This is a genomic window from Streptomyces sp. AA4, from assembly GCF_000158875.1.
Lineage (GTDB): Bacteria > Actinomycetota > Actinomycetes > Mycobacteriales > Pseudonocardiaceae > Amycolatopsis.
Genome location: NZ_GG657746.1, coordinates 5478033 through 5493557 on the forward strand (window position 1 = coordinate 5478033; position 15525 = coordinate 5493557).

General features: G+C 69.8%; 16 protein-coding genes and 1 pseudogene. 4 read left to right on the forward strand and 13 right to left on the reverse strand.

The features are described 5' to 3' along the window. Positions 1 to 109 precede the first annotated feature (109 nt). Together SSMG_RS25020 and SSMG_RS25025 are read left to right on the forward strand one after the other, a co-directional pair. Positions 110 to 1099, forward strand: a complete 990-nt coding sequence (locus SSMG_RS25020) for a LacI family DNA-binding transcriptional regulator (protein WP_009080613.1) — start codon at positions 110 to 112, stop codon at positions 1097 to 1099. Next, on the forward strand, positions 1096 to 2154 hold the full coding sequence (locus SSMG_RS25025) for a M20 family metallopeptidase (RefSeq protein WP_009080615.1): 1059 nt from the start codon (positions 1096 to 1098) through the stop codon (positions 2152 to 2154). Before SSMG_RS25020 ends, SSMG_RS25025 begins: the two co-directional genes overlap by 4 nt. Positions 2155 to 2229: 75 nt before the next feature. On the opposite strand, the gene SSMG_RS25030 is transcribed toward SSMG_RS25025, so the two are convergent. The 8 genes from SSMG_RS25030 to SSMG_RS25065 all read right to left on the reverse strand — a co-directional run bounded on the left by SSMG_RS25030 (position 2230) and on the right by SSMG_RS25065 (position 10351). Continuing rightward, positions 2230 to 3327, reverse strand: a complete 1098-nt coding sequence (locus SSMG_RS25030) for an FAD-binding oxidoreductase (RefSeq protein WP_009080617.1) — start codon at positions 3325 to 3327, stop codon at positions 2230 to 2232. A 35-nt stretch (positions 3328 to 3362) separates the two neighbouring features. Then, on the reverse strand, positions 3363 to 4841 hold the full coding sequence (locus tag SSMG_RS25035) for a peptide MFS transporter (protein ID WP_009080618.1): 1479 nt from the start codon (positions 4839 to 4841) through the stop codon (positions 3363 to 3365). A gap of 44 nt (positions 4842 to 4885) precedes the next feature. Further along, positions 4886 to 5479: a helix-turn-helix domain-containing protein gene (locus SSMG_RS25040; protein WP_009080620.1), complete on the reverse strand. Its 594-nt coding sequence runs from the start codon at positions 5477 to 5479 to the stop codon at positions 4886 to 4888. A 305-nt stretch (positions 5480 to 5784) separates the two neighbouring features. Beyond that, entirely contained in the window at positions 5785 to 6450 is a 666-nt protein-coding gene (locus SSMG_RS42595) for a GntR family transcriptional regulator (protein WP_009080622.1), read from the reverse strand. 39 nt (positions 6451 to 6489) lie between these two features. Next, positions 6490 to 7656, reverse strand: coding sequence for an FAD-binding oxidoreductase (locus tag SSMG_RS25050; RefSeq protein WP_009080623.1), 1167 nt, complete (start codon positions 7654 to 7656; stop codon positions 6490 to 6492). A gap of 32 nt (positions 7657 to 7688) precedes the next feature. Beyond that, on the reverse strand, positions 7689 to 8441 hold the full coding sequence (locus SSMG_RS25055; protein ID WP_037717927.1) for an amino acid ABC transporter ATP-binding protein: 753 nt from the start codon (positions 8439 to 8441) through the stop codon (positions 7689 to 7691). A gap of 53 nt (positions 8442 to 8494) precedes the next feature. Further along, the gene (locus tag SSMG_RS25060; RefSeq protein ID WP_009080627.1) at positions 8495 to 9391 is read right to left on the reverse strand and encodes an amino acid ABC transporter permease; all 897 of its coding nucleotides are present in this window, start codon (positions 9389 to 9391) and stop codon (positions 8495 to 8497) included. 36 nt (positions 9392 to 9427) lie between these two features. Then, positions 9428 to 10351, reverse strand: coding sequence for an ABC transporter substrate-binding protein (locus SSMG_RS25065; protein ID WP_009080628.1), 924 nt, complete (start codon positions 10349 to 10351; stop codon positions 9428 to 9430). A gap of 288 nt (positions 10352 to 10639) precedes the next feature. Between SSMG_RS25065 and SSMG_RS46370 the strand changes: the two genes are divergently transcribed. Together SSMG_RS46370 and SSMG_RS25075 are read left to right on the forward strand one after the other, a co-directional pair. After that, positions 10640 to 10804 carry a hypothetical protein gene (locus SSMG_RS46370; protein WP_086024907.1) on the forward strand — a complete coding sequence of 55 codons (165 nt, stop codon included), beginning with the start codon at positions 10640 to 10642 and terminating at the stop codon, positions 10802 to 10804. Positions 10805 to 10886: 82 nt separating this feature from the next. Further along, on the forward strand, positions 10887 to 11531 hold the full coding sequence (locus SSMG_RS25075) for a carbonic anhydrase (RefSeq protein WP_009080631.1): 645 nt from the start codon (positions 10887 to 10889) through the stop codon (positions 11529 to 11531). Positions 11532 to 11578: 47 nt separating this feature from the next. Here the strand turns inward: SSMG_RS25075 and SSMG_RS25080 are convergent, their stop codons facing one another. From SSMG_RS25080 to pepE, 5 genes and pseudogenes are all read right to left on the reverse strand, one after another. Beyond that, on the reverse strand, positions 11579 to 12283 hold the full coding sequence (locus SSMG_RS25080) for an alpha/beta fold hydrolase (protein ID WP_158688079.1): 705 nt from the start codon (positions 12281 to 12283) through the stop codon (positions 11579 to 11581). A gap of 100 nt (positions 12284 to 12383) precedes the next feature. Continuing rightward, positions 12384 to 12902, reverse strand: coding sequence for a MarR family winged helix-turn-helix transcriptional regulator (locus SSMG_RS25085; RefSeq protein WP_199785980.1), 519 nt, complete (start codon positions 12900 to 12902; stop codon positions 12384 to 12386). A 26-nt stretch (positions 12903 to 12928) separates the two neighbouring features. Next, positions 12929 to 14209: an MFS transporter gene (locus SSMG_RS25090; protein WP_100266877.1), complete on the reverse strand. Its 1281-nt coding sequence runs from the start codon at positions 14207 to 14209 to the stop codon at positions 12929 to 12931. A gap of 215 nt (positions 14210 to 14424) precedes the next feature. Beyond that, positions 14425 to 14646, reverse strand: a pseudogene (locus tag SSMG_RS25095) (transposase); the annotation flags it as partial. Between the two features lie 125 nt (positions 14647 to 14771). Next, positions 14772 to 15506: a dipeptidase PepE gene (gene pepE / locus SSMG_RS25100; RefSeq protein ID WP_009080641.1), complete on the reverse strand. Its 735-nt coding sequence runs from the start codon at positions 15504 to 15506 to the stop codon at positions 14772 to 14774. Positions 15507 to 15525 lie beyond the last annotated feature (19 nt).

A 15525-nucleotide genomic window follows, 5' to 3' on the forward strand; every position in this document is an offset into this window, starting at 1 on the left:
CGACTCCTTCGGGCGAAAGCGTTTTGCGAGTGTTGCGCAACATAGCGCAACGACGCCAATATAGGATGCGGTTGCAGTCGCCGTCAACGCTCGAACGGGGAGGAGCCGGATGTCGCTGGCGAAGGTGGCCCGAGAGGCCGGAGTGGCCGTGTCGACGGTGTCGAGGTACGTCCGGGGAGAGCTCAATGTCGCCTCCGAGACGGCCCGGCGCATCGACGCCGCGCTGTCCGCCGAAGGGCATCCGCCGGTCCGGAAACAGGTCACCGGGCTGAGCCTCGGCCTGGTGGTCCCCTCACTGGACAACCCGTACTTCTCCACGCTGGCGGACGCGGTGGCCGACGCCGCCGCGGAGGACGGCATCGACGTGTTCACCGCCCTCACCGGCTCGTCGCCGTCGCGGGAGCGCGCGAGCGTCGAACGGCTGATGCGGGCGCCGGACGTGGGCGGGCTGATCTACCTGGGGATGAACAGCACCAACGAGGCCTTCGCGGGCCGGCTGGCGGGCGACTTCCCGGTGGTTTTCCTGGACGAGTACGTCGAAGCCGCCGGACCGCGGATCGCGCACGTCACCGCGAACAGCTTCGGCGGCGCCTACCAGGCGACCACCCACCTGATCTCCCAGGGCCACCGGCTCATCGCCCACGTCGGCGGCCCGGCCGGGCTGCGGACGGCCGACCAGCGCGAGGCCGGGTACCGGGCGGCGCTGAAAGCGCACGGGATCGCGGTGGACGAAGCGATGATCGTGCGCGGCACGTTCAGTTCGGCGTTCGGCATGAACTTCTTCGCGCACATGGCACGGGCCGGCGCGGAGCCGACCGCCGTGTTCACCGCCAGCGACATCGCCGCCGTCGGACTGCTCGAAGCGGCCCGCCGCGCCGGGGTCAAGGTGCCGGCCGACCTGTCGGTGATCGGCTGCGACGGAATCACCCTCGGCGAGTGGACGTCGCCGCGGCTCACGACCGTTGCGCAACCGACCGAGCAGATGGCGCGCAAAGCGGTCGACGAGATCACCCGCCTCGCGGCCGGCGAGAGCCCCGCGGACCACGTGCTCTCCATGCAGCTCGTCGTCCGCGAATCGACCCAGGAGTACTCCGGATGACCGACGAAGCTCTCGACCTGCTGCGCGACCTGGTCCGTCAGGACACCACCTCCGGCGACAGCGCCGCGCAGGCCGCCGCCCAGGAGCTGGCTGTCGCTTATGCCACCGCCACCGCGGGCGTCCAGGTGCGGCAACGCTCCGCCTCCGGACGCCCGTGGGTGCTGCTCGGCACCGGTTCGGGCGACGGCACGCTGTTCGTGTGCCACCTCGACACCGTCCCGGTCGGTTCCCCTGACCTGTGGGATCGCGCGCCGTTCTCCGCGGACGTCGACGAGAAGTTCCTGCACGGCCGGGGCAGCGTCGACATGAAGGGCGGGCTCGTCGCCGCGGTGGAAGCGTTGCGCAACGCCGCGGAAGCCGGTGCCGACGCGCAGGTCCTCCTCACCAGCGACGAGGAGATCGGCTGCCGGGGCGCGGCGGAGGCGGCGGCTTCGCTGCAGCTGACGCCGCGGATCGTCGTGGTGCCGGAGGCGACGCGGAACCGCGTCTCGCTCGGGCACCGCGGGGCCACGTGGCTGCGTCTCGCCGCGGTGGGGAAGGCCGCCCACGGGTCCACGCCTCAGCTCGGGCGCAACGCGATCCAGCTGCTCGCCGAGCGGGCTCTCGGCGCGCTCGATTCCCTGCCACTGTCCACTGAGGACTACCTGGGCGACGAAACCGTCAACGTCGGCACGTTCGCCGGGGGGACCGCGACGAATATCGTTCCCGCGTCGGCGGTTCTGACCCTCGACGTGCGCACTGTGGACGGCGGCGCGCCCGCGATCGCTTGGGCGTCCTCGCTCGATCCGGCCATCAGCGCGGAGGTGGAGCTCGACTTGCCCGCGGTCCGCACCGCGCGGCTGCCGGAGGTGCTCGCCGACCAGGTCACGGCACCCGCCGCCGCCTATTTCACCGACGCCTCCGCCTTGGCCGGGTCCGTGTCCGGAGCCCCGATCGTGATCTGGGGCCCCGGGGATCCGCGGGAAATGCACGCGGCGAACGAGAAGCTGGAGCTGGAGTCCTGGAGGGAGGCGGTGCGCAACTACCGCGAACTGGTGTTGTCCGCCGCCCGCTAGAACCCTCGGCACGAGTCAGCGAGCCAGCTTCCCGCAGGCAGCGCCGACCGGAGTTTCCCGGTCGGCGCGTCCCCGTCACCGCAACGGGTCGTACGGCTTCAGGTCGATCCCCGGGTCGACCTCCCTAGCCAGCCGAGCCGCGATGGAACCCGCGTACGGTCCCATCGTCAGCCCCGACGCACCGAGGCCGTTGGCCACCACCAGCCCCTTGACCTGCGGCACCGCACCGAGCAGCGGCCGGATGTCCGGCCCGGCGGGACGGAATCCCACCCGGGTCTCCACGTACGTCGCGTCCGCCAGCCCCGGGGCCACCGACAACGCTTCGGTCAGCACCTCCGCCAGCCCGGCCGCGGTGACCCGGTTGTCGAAGCCCGCCCCGTCCTCCCGCGTCGCACCGACCACGATCCGCGAATCGTCGAAGGCCAGCAGGTAGTGGCTCGACTGCGGCAGCACCACCGGCCACTGCGAGGTATCCGTGCCCGGCAGCCGAAGATGCACGATCTGCCCGCGCTGCGGTTCCACCCGCACCTCGACCCCGAGCGGCCCCAGCAACGCGGGCGACCACGCCCCCGCGGCGGCGATCACCGCGTCCGCGCCGATGAACTCCTCGCCGACCAGCACCCCGCGAACCGTCCCGTCCGCGACGATCGACGCGGTGCCTTCGACGATCCGCGCCCCACGCCGCACCGCGGCTCGCCGCATCGCGTCGCGCACCAGCCGGCCATCGAGCCGGGCCGCGCCCGGAAGGTAGATGGCCGGACCGTCGTGCGCGAGCGGCGGGAACAGTTCCTGCGCTTGACGGCCGTCGACCAACTCGACCTCGCCCGCCAGCGGCGCTTCCTTCGCCCGCTCCGCCACGCGCTGAAACGCTTGCGCCGCTTCGCTTTCCGACACCAGTCGCAGCGAGCCGACCCGGCGGTAACCGAGCTCCGTCTCGCCGTCCTCGGCCAGCGCCGCGCGCAATTCCTCGTAGTGCTCCGCCCCGCCGGCCGCCATCCGGTACCAGTCCGGATCGTCCACTGTGGACGACCAGGGACAGATGATCCCGGCCCCGGCCGACGTCGCCCGGCCGCTCGCCGCCCCGTCGACCAGCACCGTGTCCACTCCGGCCCGGGCCAGTTCGTACCCGGCTGCCGCACCGACGATCCCGCCGCCGACCACGATCACGCGCATTTCGCCCCGCTCCTTCGCCGCTGATTGTTTTCCGCTCACCGCACGCCGCCCATCCGCCGCTGCACCCACGGTGCCAGCAGCAGCAACCCGACGCCCGCCGCCATCACCGCCGCGCCGACTCCGGCGAAGTAGCCGATCTCCGTGTCCGCGCGGTACAACTGCACCAGTTGCGCATTGATCCCGCTCGCCGCCGCGGACGCGAGGAACCACAAACTCATCATCTGGGCGAGAAACGCCCGCGGCGCCAGCTTTGTCGTGGCCGAAAGCCCCACCGGCGACAAGCACATCGACCCGCAGATCACCACGAAGTAACTCGCCACCAGCCACCACGGACTCGCCAGTTGGTCGACGCCGTGCAGCAGACCCGGCCCGGCCATCAAGACAAACGACGCCCCGCCGAGCAGCAACCCGAGTGCGAACTTCCGCGGCGTGGCGGGTTGCCGGTCGCCCAGTTTGATCCACCACCACGCGAACGTCGGAGCCAGCACGAGCGTCGCGATCGGGTTCAGCGACTGGAACCACGACGACGGCACGGAGAACCCGAAAATCTCCAGATCCGTGCGCTTGTCCGCGAACTGCGCCAGCACCGAACTGGTCTGCTCGTTGACCACCCAATAGCACACCGCGCCCAGGAAAAGCGGAATGTAGGCGATCAACCGAGACCGCTCGACCGCGTCCGTCCGCGGGCTGCGCAACATCATCGCGAGGTACGCCACCGGCAACACGACCGCGAGCACCGTCACCGCGTTGATCAACGTCCGGACCGTCAGCGCGCCCGCGAGCCCGAACACCGCGACCAGCACCGCCAGCGCGACCACCCCGGCCCCCGCCCGCACCGCGACCCGCCGCCGCTCCCCCGCCCGCAACGGGTTCGTCGGTGCTTCCCCCGCGTCGCCCAATTGCTTGCGCCCACGGGCAAACACCAGCAGCCCGGCCGCCATCCCTACCGCCGCGAGCCCGAACCCGAGGTGGTAATCGACCTTCTGCCCCAACGTCCCGACGAGATACGGCGCGACGAACGCACCCAGGTTGATCCCCAGGTAGAACACGGAAAACCCAGCGTCACGGCGGTTGTCCCGCGTCGAATAAAGCTCACCGACCAAACTGGACACATTAGGCTTGAGCAATCCAGTCCCGGCCACGATCAGCAACATCGACACCAGCAGCGCGGGCAACCCGCCCGGCACCGCGAGCGCCAGATGCCCGCACATGATCAACCCGCCGCCGACCTGCACCGCACGCCGCATGCCGAGCACCCGGTCGGCCAGCCATCCGCCGCCGACGCCGGACATGAACACCAGCGCGCCGTAAATCGACACCAGCGCCGAGGACGTCGCCTTGTCGAGTCCCAGGCCGCCGGAAGAAGTGCGGTCGTACAAGTAGTAGAGGAGAATCGCGGACATCCCGTAATAGGAGAACCGCTCCCACATCTCCACGAAGAATAATGTGGCCAGCCCCCGAGGATGACCGAAAAACCGTCGATCACGCGCGGACGCCATTGTCTGCTCGTTCATAGCCGCCTTTCGATAAGGATGGCGCTGGGAACGACGAAAGAAGATCAGCGGGAAATACCGGGCCGCCGCAGCAGCGGACGGTCCACAGTCCACAGCACCTCGGCGACGACGTCGCCCTGGTTGTGCACCGCGTGCGGCGTCGAGGACTTGAAATGAATCGCATCCCCCGCCGCGAGGACGACAGACTCGTCCGGCATGAGGAAAGTCAGCTCGCCGCTCACCACGTAACAGAATTCCTCGCCGTCATGCCGAGTCACCGGCGAGGGTGCATTAGTCGGATTCACCCTGGTCGCCAGCACTTCAATATGCTGGTCCGGCAATTCCGCGGTGAGCACCCGATGTTCCCGCTCGCCCATGACAACGCGAGCGGCCCGAGGATCGTCCCGCCGGGAAACCGCGTACTCCGCCCGGCTCCGCTTGCCCGCGGAGCCCAGCAACTCGACCGCATCCACCTCAAGCGCACCCGCGATCGCGAACAACGAGGTCAGCGAAATCGAGTTGACCCCGCGCTCGGCCAACGAAAGAAACCCCGGCGAAAGCCCGCAACGCTCCGCCAGCTCCCGCAACGTCATGCCAAGCGAAGACCGGACCCGCTTGATCTCCGCCCCCACCCGTACAGCAGGATCGCTCTCGACCACAGCCCCGGCCCTCCTTCCGTCCCCCGAAGTTTAGCTACACAAAACAAGCCCAGTCAATACTAAACAATAGCAGCAAACCAAGAATTTCCCTTGCCTCACAAGCAATCCCGCCACCGATGCACCCAACCATCGAGGCACCCAGCCCCTCCCCCACACCCCGATACGAAGCCGGAATGCGGTCCGGGGGTGCTTGTCAAGGCATCTTTCCCGCCTTGACAAGCACCCCCGGACCGTCAGCACAATCAACCTTCGGGGTGCCCACGCAACCAGACGCGGCAATGTCGCCGCCAGGCGACGAGCCGCCCCTACCCCCCAGCAGCCTCGGCAGCGACGACCTCCTCCGCATCCTCAAGCCGCGCCGCCAGATTGGCCCGAGCCGCCTCCACCTCCCCAGCCACCAGCAGCTCCGCGAACTCCCGATGCACCGCCAGCCGCTCCTTCAAATTCTCCCGGACCAACGCCTCTTGCTGCTCCGTAGCGGTGATCACCAACCGCAGCTTCTCCATCAAATGCCGATGCGCGGTAGTCAAATGCCGCGACCCGAGCAGCTCCACGACCTCGACGTGACACCGGATATCCGCCTGCACGAACCCGGTCACGTCATGCGCGTGGACAGTCTTCTCCAACTCCCGCACCGCATCGGCAACCCGCTCCAGCTGCTCGGCCGAAGCGTGCGCGGCCGCCTCGACCCCGCCCAGTTCCAGGAACCGCCGAGCCCGGTAAATGTCCCGCACGTCCTCCGGACTGAGCGTCGTCACCTGAAGCACGCGCGTAGTCGGGTGCCGGGTCAGCAAACCGTCCATCAGCAAGGTATTGAGCGCCTGCCGGATCGTCGCGCGGGAAGCCCCGAGGTCCTCGGCGACCGCGTCCTCGGTCACCGGCGTGCCCGGGCTCAGCTCCCCGCTGAGAATGCGCTCGCGCAAAATCGCCACGCTCTTCTCGGCGACTGTCTCCCGCTGAATTCGGCCCATACCCCCCGGTTCCCTTCTCGAACAATCCTGGATTCGATCCTACTGCTCGCCCGGCCGGCGAGGCGGCCGCGCACGGGCGCGCCGAGCGTCGGGAGCAAGGAGCCGGTCCGGCCGGAACTCCGCGAGCAGGTCCTGGTCCACGCCGTCGTACACCTCCTTGGCGACCAGATCGCCCAGCAACGGGGCGAGGGTGACCCCGCTGTGCGTCGCGACCACGTACAGCCACGGCAGCGTGGGCACCGGGCCGGCGACCGTGAGCCCGTCCGCCGGAAGCGCCCGCTGCCCGACCCGCAGCTCCGAAATCGTCGCGGCCCGGGTATGCCGCAGGACGCTCGCGAGCCGGTCGAGCAGTTCCTCCGCCAGCGGCGAATCCGTTCCCGGCACCGCCCTCGGATCCGCGGTCCGGTCGAGGTCGAGCGCCTGCAGCTGCAACCGGCCCGCCCCGTCCGGCCGGACGTTGAGCCGGGACGTCGTCAGCAGCCCGGGCAGCGCGACCGGCACCGGGCTGGTCACCGAGAGGTAGCCGACCGTCGCGTCCCCGGGATGGGTGAACGTTTCCATCGCCAGCGGAAGGTCCGCCTGCGCCAGCAGCTCCCCGGTCCACCGCCCGACGCAGCTGACCACCCGGTCGCAGCCGAGCGCCGTGCCGTCGGCGAGCCGCAGCACCGGCCGTCCGGCGTCGACGTCGAAGTCCTTGACCCGCGCCCCGCTGACCACCTGCACGCCCAGCTCCTCGGCCGTCGTGAGCAGGTGGGCGAGGTAGAGCTGCGGGTAGCAGTGCGCCTCGCTCGGGAAGTAGGCGAGCGGGCCGGCGTCGAGTGGCAAGAGCAGGTCCGGAACGAGCTGCCGCGCGCGTTCCGGAGTCACCTCCTCGACGGCATATCCGTGCCCGCGCAGCCGCGCCATCCGTTGTTCCAGCTCGGCGGCGTGCGCCGGGTCGGTCGCGACTTCGAGGTGGCCGCCGGTGCCGAGCCAGCCGCCGCCGGTGGCCTCGGCGAGGCGGCGATGCGCCTCCATGCCGGCGAGGTTGAGGTCGTAGTAGGCCTGGGGTTCCTTCTTGTTCGCGTTGACCCAGGCGTAGCTGGTCGAGGACGTGCCCGCGCCGGGCACGTGCTGGTCCACGACGGTGACGCGGGCGCCGCGGCGGGCGAGCGCGGCGGCGGCGGACAGGCCGAGCACCCCGGCCCCGATGACGACGATCTGCACGGAACGCTGCCCCTTTCCTGGCGCGCGGGTATTCACAGGACTTTCCCGAGGAATGCCTTCGTTCGCGGATGCTGCGGATCGGTCAGCACCCGTGCCGGATTCCCGCTTTCGACGACCACCCCGCCGTCGATGAACACCGCGTGGTCCGCGACTTCCCGCGCGAACCCGATCTCGTGCGTGACCACGACCATGGTCATGCCCGAGCGGGCGAGGTCCTTCATCACGTCGAGGACCTCGCCGACGAGTTCCGGGTCGAGCGCGGACGTCGGTTCGTCGAACAGCATCAGTTTCGGTTGCATGGCAAGGGCCCGGGCGATCGCGACCCGTTGCTGCTGGCCGCCCGAGAGCGCGCTGGGGTACGACGAAGCTTTGTCGGCGAGCCCGACCCGGTCGAGCAGTTCCAGCGCGCGTTTCCGGACGGCTTCCCGTTTTTCGCGCCGCACGCCGACCGGCGCCTCCATGACGTTCTGCAGCGCGGTCATGTGCGCGAAAAGATTGAACCGCTGGAACACCATGCCGATCTCGGCGCGACGCCGCTGGACCGCCGACGGCGGCAGCTCGTGCAGCCGCCCGTTGCGCTCGCCGTAGCCGACCAGCCGGCCGTCGACGTACAAGCGGCCCGCGCTCAGCGTTTCCAGATGATTGATCAGCCGGAGGAAAGTGGATTTCCCCGATCCCGACGGCCCCAGCAAGGTCATCACCTCGCCGCGGCGCACTTCGAGATCGATGCCCTTCAGCACGGCGGCGGAACCGAAACTCTTGCAGACGTTCACCGCCTGGACCATCGGCACGCCGGCGCGGGATTCCGTCCGGCTCGGCTCGCCGGCTTTCGCGGTGGTCATCGGCCCTCCGAAGGGATCTCGGCCGCCGCGGCCCGGCGGGACACGCCCCGTTCGCTGCGGCTGAACCGGCGTTCCAGGAAATGCTGGCCCACGTTGAGCACCGACGTCGTCAGCAGATACCACAGCGACGCGGTGATCAGCAGCGGAATCGTCTTGAAGTTCGTGGAATAGACGAGCTGGGCCGAGTACAGCAATTCCGGGAAGGCCAGCACGCTCACCAGCGACGTCGTTTTCAGCATGGTGATCACCTGGTTGCCGGTCGGCGGGATGATCACCCGCATCGCCTGCGGCAGCACGACCCGGCGCAGCGTGCGCAATCGCGACATGCCGAGCGCCTGCGCCGCCTCGGTCTGCCCGCGGTCGACCGACAGGATCCCCGCCCGGACGACCTCGGCCATGTAGGCGCCCTCGTTCAGCCCGAGCCCCAGGATGGCGGCGATGAACGGCGTGATCAGGACGTTGGTCGGCGCGGACACGAACTGCGGGCCGAACGGGATGCCGATCCCGAGCCGCGGGTAGAGCGCCGAGGCGTAGCCCCAGAACAGCAGCTGGACGAAGACCGGCGTGCCGCGGAAAAACCAGATGTAGAGGGAGGCGAATCCTTTCATCGCCGGATTCGCCGACAGCCGCATCACCGCGAGCACGACGCCGAGGACGATCCCGATCGCCATCGCGAGCACGGTCAGTTCGATCGTTTTTCCCAGCCCGGCGAGGATTTCGCCGGACCCGAGGTAGTTCCCGACGATGTCCCAGCCGAAGTTCTTGTTGGTGAGCAGGGTGTGGACGAACATCGCCGCCAGCACCGCCGCGACCGCGTAGGTGACCCAGCGCCCGGGACGGCGCAGCGGCACTACCGGTTCTTCCTGGATCCGTGGCGCACTTATCGCTGTCATGTTCCCGTTTCCCTTCCGGGTCGACGATTGCGCGGACTACGACTGCGCGCCGTTGATCTCGGACTTGTCGATCGCGATCTTCTCCAGGTTCCACTTCTTCAGAATCGCCTGGTAAGTGCCGTTTTTGAGCAACACTTCGAGCGCCTCGTGCACCGGCTCCACCAGCTTGCTCCCCTTCGGGAACGCGACGCCGCCCGGATTCGGATTGCGGAAGAACGGCCCGGCGGTCTCGAAGACGTCTTTCTGCTGCGCCGCCACGGCCAGCAACGGCGGCGCGTCCTCCATCACGCCGTCGATGCGCCCGCTCTGCAAGGCGAGCTGCGCCTGCGGCCCGTTCTGGTAGACCTCCACCTTCGCCGCCGGTTTCCCGGCCGCCGCGCATTTCGCCGCCTGCGACGGCAGGAAACTGGTCTGCTGCAAGGAACCGCGGATCACGCCGATACGCGCGCCGCACACCTGGTCGGCCTTGATCTGCGCCGGGTTCCCGGATTTCACCAGCACCAGCGTTCCGTTCCAGTAATAAGTGGCCAGGTCGATCGTGCGCTCGCGCTCTTTGGTGTCGCCGATCGACGACATCGCGAGGTCGACCTTGTTCGACGTCAGCGACGGAATGATCGCGTCGAACGACGTGTTGACGAATTCCGCCCGGACCCCGAGGACGCCGCCGATCGCGTTCGCCAGGTCCGGGTCGAGCCCGACGACCTTGCCCGCCTGGACCGACTCGAACGGCGGATAGGTCTCGTCCATCGCGACCCGGAGCACGCCCGCGCTCCGGATCTCCTCGGGAAGCTTGGCCGCCAGCGCCGCGTCCTTGGCGACCGCCGGAATCGCGACCTCCGAGGACGACCCGGCGGGCGCGGCCCCGTCCCCGGAAGCGGGAGAACTCGCTCCGCACCCGGTCAGAGCAGCGCAAACAGCGACAGCGCCAGTGACGAGCAGGGCGACTCCGCGTCGGTTCATACTGTCTCCTTGTCATTCTGTCTAGCTGTCTGACAGCAGACTCTCCTATGCGGAGGCGGCGCGGGTCAAGAAGCAAAAAAGTGGATCTAGAAACCGGAATCCGCGGCGATGGGGTGGTTCCGGAGTCGAATCCGGTGTTTCGGCCCGCTCGGCTCCGCGGCAGGAGCGCGCCGCGATCGACCGGCTCAGGCGGGGGCATCCCCCGCGAGGGAAGGCGCGCATAGCCCGGCCGCGCCTGGGTATCCCTTCGGCAGCCGCAGTTTCCCGGCGACGGTCAGGAGGACTCCCATGCTGGCACTTCTCGGTCTGCTTCTGGTGATCTGGCTGGTGTGCATCGTGCTCGGGGTGGTGATCAAAGGCCTGTTCTGGCTCGTCATCGTGGGCGCGGTCCTGTTCCTGGCGACCGCCGCGGTCGGCTTCGTGAAGCGGGCGGCGCTGGGGCGGGGGCGGTAACCCGCGCGCATCCGGTTGAAACCCGGCCCGGGCGAGACGATGGCAACACCCGTCGCCGCCCGGGTCGGCTTAGGCTGAGCCCATGGCCGACACGACACCCCCGACTCCGCAGGAAGCTTTCGACCTGCTCATGGCAGGCAACCACCGTTTCGTCAGCAGCGCCCCGGAGCATCCCAACCAGGACGCCGCCCGGCGCGCCGCGATCGCGCCGAACCAGCACCCGTTCGCGGTGCTGTTCGGGTGCTCGGACTCCCGTCTCGCCGCCGAGATCATCTTCGACCGCGGCCTCGGCGACCTGTTCGTCGTGCGCACCGCGGGCCAGGTGATCGGCGGGGAGGTGCTCGGCAGCATCGAATACGGCGTCGACCTGCTGAACTGTCCCCTCGTCGTCGTACTCGGCCACGATTCGTGCGGCGCGGTCGGCGCGGCCACCGCTGCGCTGGAAGACGGGCTCGCGCCGGTCGGCTACGTCCGCGACGTCGTCGAGAAGGTGACGCCCAGCGTTCTCGCCGCCCGGGCCGCGGGCCGGGTCGAACCGCACGAGATCCTCGCCGAGCACGTCAAGCACACCGTCGACCTGCTGCTGGACCGTTCCCGCGTCCTGGCCGAGCGCGTCGCGGACGGCCGGGCCGCCGTCGTCGGCCTGCGTTACCGGCTGGCCGACGGAAGCGCCGAGGTCGTGGCCGCGCACGGAATCGACGCCCCCATCGCGAACTCGGCGGCCTGATCGGCCGCGCTTGACGAGGCCGCCTGGGTCCGGTTCCGGCGGCCTCGTCAGGCGAGTTCGACCAGCAGGTCGGCGAGTTGTTCCGGCGCCGAGCAGAACGGCGAGTGCCCGCCGTCGATCTCCCGGACCGCGGCGCCGAGCAGTTTCCGCGCCAAGACCGCGTTCCCCGAGCCGTCGACCGCGCGATCGTCGCGGCATGCCACGTACGTGGTCGGCACCCGGCGCTGCGGCAAGTCCGGGCAGACCTGCTGGCCCACGGTGTTCGCGCTGGGTCGCAGCTGGCTCACCGCCTCAGCGGCATCGGCCGGGGTGCAGTCGTGGTACAGCACGTCGGTCGCGCCGGCCGGGTCCAGGACCACGCATCCGGACCCGTCGACGACCGCCTGGGCGAGCACCTTCCGGAACGGCTCGGCGATCAGCGCCGCCCCGCCGTCCGCCCACACGGCGCCGGGCGTGCGCACGAGGGCGGCGAGCAGAACGAGGGAACTGACCGCCGGGTGGCCGGTCGCCAGCGGGGCCACCATGCCGCTGATGGAGTGCGCGACGAGAACAGCGCCGGACCGGTTCCGCAGCGCGTCTTCCAGCACCGCGAGGTACTCGTCCTGGCCCGCCTCGGGCGTGTCGCACGGCAGCGACGGGCACACCACCTCGTGCCCGCGCGCGACCAGGTGCTCGCGCACCCGCTCCCAGCACCACGGACCGTGCCAGGCCCCGTGGACGAGAACGAACGTCTTGGGCTTCTCGCGGCTCATGCCGAGCACGCTAACCACGGCCGCGGCGGCGCCGGAGTTCCTCGCGCCCAACGGGTTCCGTCTCTGCCCGATCGGACAATCCAGCTGGCGCGGAGTCCGGCTAGATGCCCTCGCGGATCGCGCTCTCCAGCAAGGCGAGCGCCCGTTCGATGTCCTCGCGGTCGGCTCCGTTCAGGCTGGCCAGGAGCGCTTCTTCCCGGGTGAGATGCCCTTCGAAGACCCGGTCGACGAGCTTGCGGCCCGCCGCGGTCAGCTCGGCATAGCTGACCCGGCGATCGCCCCGACGCTCGCGGCGGCGGATCAGCCCGTCGCGCTCGAGCGCGTCCAGCCGTCCGGTGAGCGCACCCGAGGTGACCAGCGCGGACGCCGCCAGTTCCGACGGCGTTTTCCGGTACGGGCGGCCCGCCCGGCGCAGGTTGCACAGGATGTCGAACGCGCCCGGGGTCAGGCCGTAGGAGGCCAGGTACCCGCGCAGGCCGCCGGCGGCGAGGTCGGCGATCCGGCGGACTCGGGCGAAAATCGCGATCGGCGAGGCGTCCAGGTCCGGGCGCTCCCGTGCCCAGTCCGCCACCACCTGGTCGACCGGGTCCATCGTCATCGGCTCCTCGTTCCGCGGCATGCGCACGGAGCCTATCCGGGTCCGTCCTAACGGGAGCGCGCCACGGGCTGCTCGGCCGCCGCGGTTGCCTTTCCGGCCGGAGCGCGGCCGCGGAGCAGCACGACCGCACCGAGCAGCGTGAGCAGCTGCGTCGCGGCGAGAAGCGCGTAGCCGGCGGCGAACCCGTGGTCGCCGCCCGCGGCGATCGCGACGCCCATCAAGGTGGGCAGCAGCGCGGACACCAGATTGCCGACCCCGTTGATCAGGCCGTAGGCGCTGCCGACCGAGCCCGCCGGCGCGTACTGCTGCACCAGGGTCGGGATCGCCGGTCCCTGCAGGCCCCAGAACGCATTGGCGAGGATCAGGGTCGCCGCCGCGAGCCAGCGCGAATCGGCGAAGGTCACGGTCGTGGCGCACAGCGCGGTGCCGATGCTGCCGATCACCAGCACGAGCGGCACGCGACGGCCGGGCAGGCGGTCGATGAGCCATCCGCCGAGGAATCCGGACCCGAGACTGACCACGAACGGCAGCGCCGACAGCGCGCTCATCTGCGCCAGCGAGAAATGCCGTGCCTGCAGCAAATACGACGGGAGCCAGGAGGTGCTGCCCCACAGATAGCCGAGCGTGGCCACCTCGATCAGCAGGATCCAGCCGAGCTTGGGCGTGCGCAACGCTCCCGCGAACCGTCGCAACGCCGGTTCCCGGACCGCTGTGCGACGCCGCACGGAGCGGACGAACAGGGCCACCAGCGGCAGTCCGACCACCAGGTTAAGCGCCGCGAGCAGCAGGAACGAGCCGTGCCAGCCGAAGTGCACGAGGGCGAAGGTGATCACCGGGATGCCCAGCGCCGTGCCCAGGGAAACTCCCATCGAACTGACCGCGTTGGGCTTGCCCCACGCGCCTTCGGCGAAATTGTCCTTGACGTACATGGTCTTCAGCGAGAACAGCGGCCCCTCGCTGGCCCCGAGCAGGAATCGCAGGGTCAGCAGGAGCAGCGCGCTCCCGGCGTACGGGGAGACGAGCGTGAACAGCGCCCAGCACGCCAGGCTGACGAGCAGCCCGCGCCGCACCCCGAAGACCGCTTCGTACCACGGCGTGATCAGCATGGCGGCGATTCCGTAGCCGGCCAGGAAAAGCGTCATCAGCGCGCCTTGCGCGGCCCGGTTGCCCGCGATCCCGAAGTGCTGCGTGAAAGCCGGATCGGTGATCAGCACGGACACATTGACCCGGTCGATGTAGGAGATCGCCACGACCGCCAGCAGCGCGAGCACGCCCAGCCACGCGGTCAGCGGCGCGCCAGGACGCCGGTCTTCCTTCGGCACGGTCACCGCGGTTCCTTTCCGGGCCGGACCATCGCGAGGCGGCCCGGACCGCGCGGACCCGCCGCGCCGCCAGACCGGCCGCCTCGGCCGGCGGGGTCGCCGGGAAGTATCTTTCTCCTAAGATGCTTGTGTCAAGCTATCTCGGCAGAGTCCTCTCCCCCGGCGCGCGACGCGGACGGTCCGCGAGGGGAACCCTGAGAGGGTGCTGTGAAACCCGGTGGTTAGTCGTTGGCGTCTTCTGCTGTGCGGCGGGCTGCTTCGGTTTCGATGGGGCCGCGAGGTTCGATGTGTTCGTCGGCGAGGCGGGCGGCCATCAATCGGATCATCGCGAATTGGATCATCGCTTCGGCGTGGGCGGTTGTGCGTTCGTAGTCGCGGGTCAAGCGTCGGCACCTCATCAGCCAGCCGAAGGTTCGTTCCACCACCCACCGGCGGGGCAGCACCGCCCTCGACGGTTTTCACCGGCTGCGAGCCCAGCACCACCGCCACGGAGAAACGAAACGGGGAAGGGCCGAGCCCGCAGGCCCAGCCCTTCCCCGTCGTCCGTCGGCAGAACGGTGTGCAGCGATCAGCCCCACACCGGTTCGCGCGCGGGGGCGAGAAGCTCGCTGACATCGCCGGACAGATCCTCGCCCGGTGCACCTCGCCGGAACAACCGCCCGGGTGCGCCGCCGCTTGTGGAGACTCCCGCGAGTTCCGCCCAGTCCCCGCGCACGCGTAGCCACGTGCCCTCGCGCAGGCCGAGCACCGGAATGTCGTTGCACTCGTGGAATTCCGCGAGCCGTTTCTCCCGGGTCTCGCCCATGTGCCTGCTGGCCGGGTCGGGGTCGACGTAGTGCGGGTTGAGCTGGAACGGCACCAGTCCCAGCGAGGCCAGGCTCGGCGGCTCCACGATCGGCATGTCGTTGGTGGTGCGCACCGTAGGCCCGGCGATGTTGGTTCCCGCGCTGGCCCCGAGGTACGGCATGCCCTCGGACACCCTGTCCCGCAACGGTTCCAGCAGCTCGCGGCGGTACAGGTCGGCCAGCAGGCGGAAGGTGTTGCCGCCGCCGGTGTACACCGCCGGGGCCGAGCGCACCGCGGCGACCGGGTCGGCGCAGGTGTGCAGCCCGCGCACCCGCACGCCGAGCGGGGCCACCGCGGCGGCGATGCGCTCGGTGTAGCCGTCGTGGTCGGCCAGCGCGAACGGCACGAACACCAGCTCGGTGCGCCCGTCCAGCACCTCGGCCACCGCGTCCAGCGCGTGCTCCAGCGGAGCACGGCCGTGGTTGGTCGAATTGGACAGCAGCAGCAGGTCAGTCACGCGATTCTCCTCGGTTTCC

What these genes read in the sequence shown, in the direction of transcription:
- SSMG_RS25020 (WP_009080613.1), top strand. Translation starts at nt 110, where the DNA reads ATGTCGCTGGCGAAGGTGGCCCGAGAGGCCGGAGTGGCCGTGTCGACG.
- SSMG_RS25025 (WP_009080615.1), top strand. Translation starts at nt 1,096, where the DNA reads ATGACCGACGAAGCTCTCGACCTGCTGCGCGACCTGGTCCGTCAGGAC.
- SSMG_RS25030 (WP_009080617.1), bottom strand. Translation starts at nt 3,327, where the DNA reads ATGCGCGTGATCGTGGTCGGCGGCGGGATCGTCGGTGCGGCAGCCGGG.
- SSMG_RS25035 (WP_009080618.1), bottom strand. Translation starts at nt 4,841, where the DNA reads ATGAACGAGCAGACAATGGCGTCCGCGCGTGATCGACGGTTTTTCGGT.
- SSMG_RS42595 (WP_009080622.1), bottom strand. Translation starts at nt 6,450, where the DNA reads ATGGGCCGAATTCAGCGGGAGACAGTCGCCGAGAAGAGCGTGGCGATT.
- SSMG_RS25055 (WP_037717927.1), bottom strand. Translation starts at nt 8,441, where the DNA reads ATGGTCCAGGCGGTGAACGTCTGCAAGAGTTTCGGTTCCGCCGCCGTG.
- SSMG_RS25060 (WP_009080627.1), bottom strand. Translation starts at nt 9,391, where the DNA reads ATGACAGCGATAAGTGCGCCACGGATCCAGGAAGAACCGGTAGTGCCG.
- SSMG_RS25065 (WP_009080628.1), bottom strand. Translation starts at nt 10,351, where the DNA reads ATGAACCGACGCGGAGTCGCCCTGCTCGTCACTGGCGCTGTCGCTGTT.
- SSMG_RS46370 (WP_086024907.1), top strand. Translation starts at nt 10,640, where the DNA reads ATGCTGGCACTTCTCGGTCTGCTTCTGGTGATCTGGCTGGTGTGCATC.
- SSMG_RS25075 (WP_009080631.1), top strand. Translation starts at nt 10,887, where the DNA reads ATGGCCGACACGACACCCCCGACTCCGCAGGAAGCTTTCGACCTGCTC.
- SSMG_RS25080 (WP_158688079.1), bottom strand. Translation starts at nt 12,283, where the DNA reads ATGAGCCGCGAGAAGCCCAAGACGTTCGTTCTCGTCCACGGGGCCTGG.
- SSMG_RS25085 (WP_199785980.1), bottom strand. Translation starts at nt 12,902, where the DNA reads ATGCCGCGGAACGAGGAGCCGATGACGATGGACCCGGTCGACCAGGTG.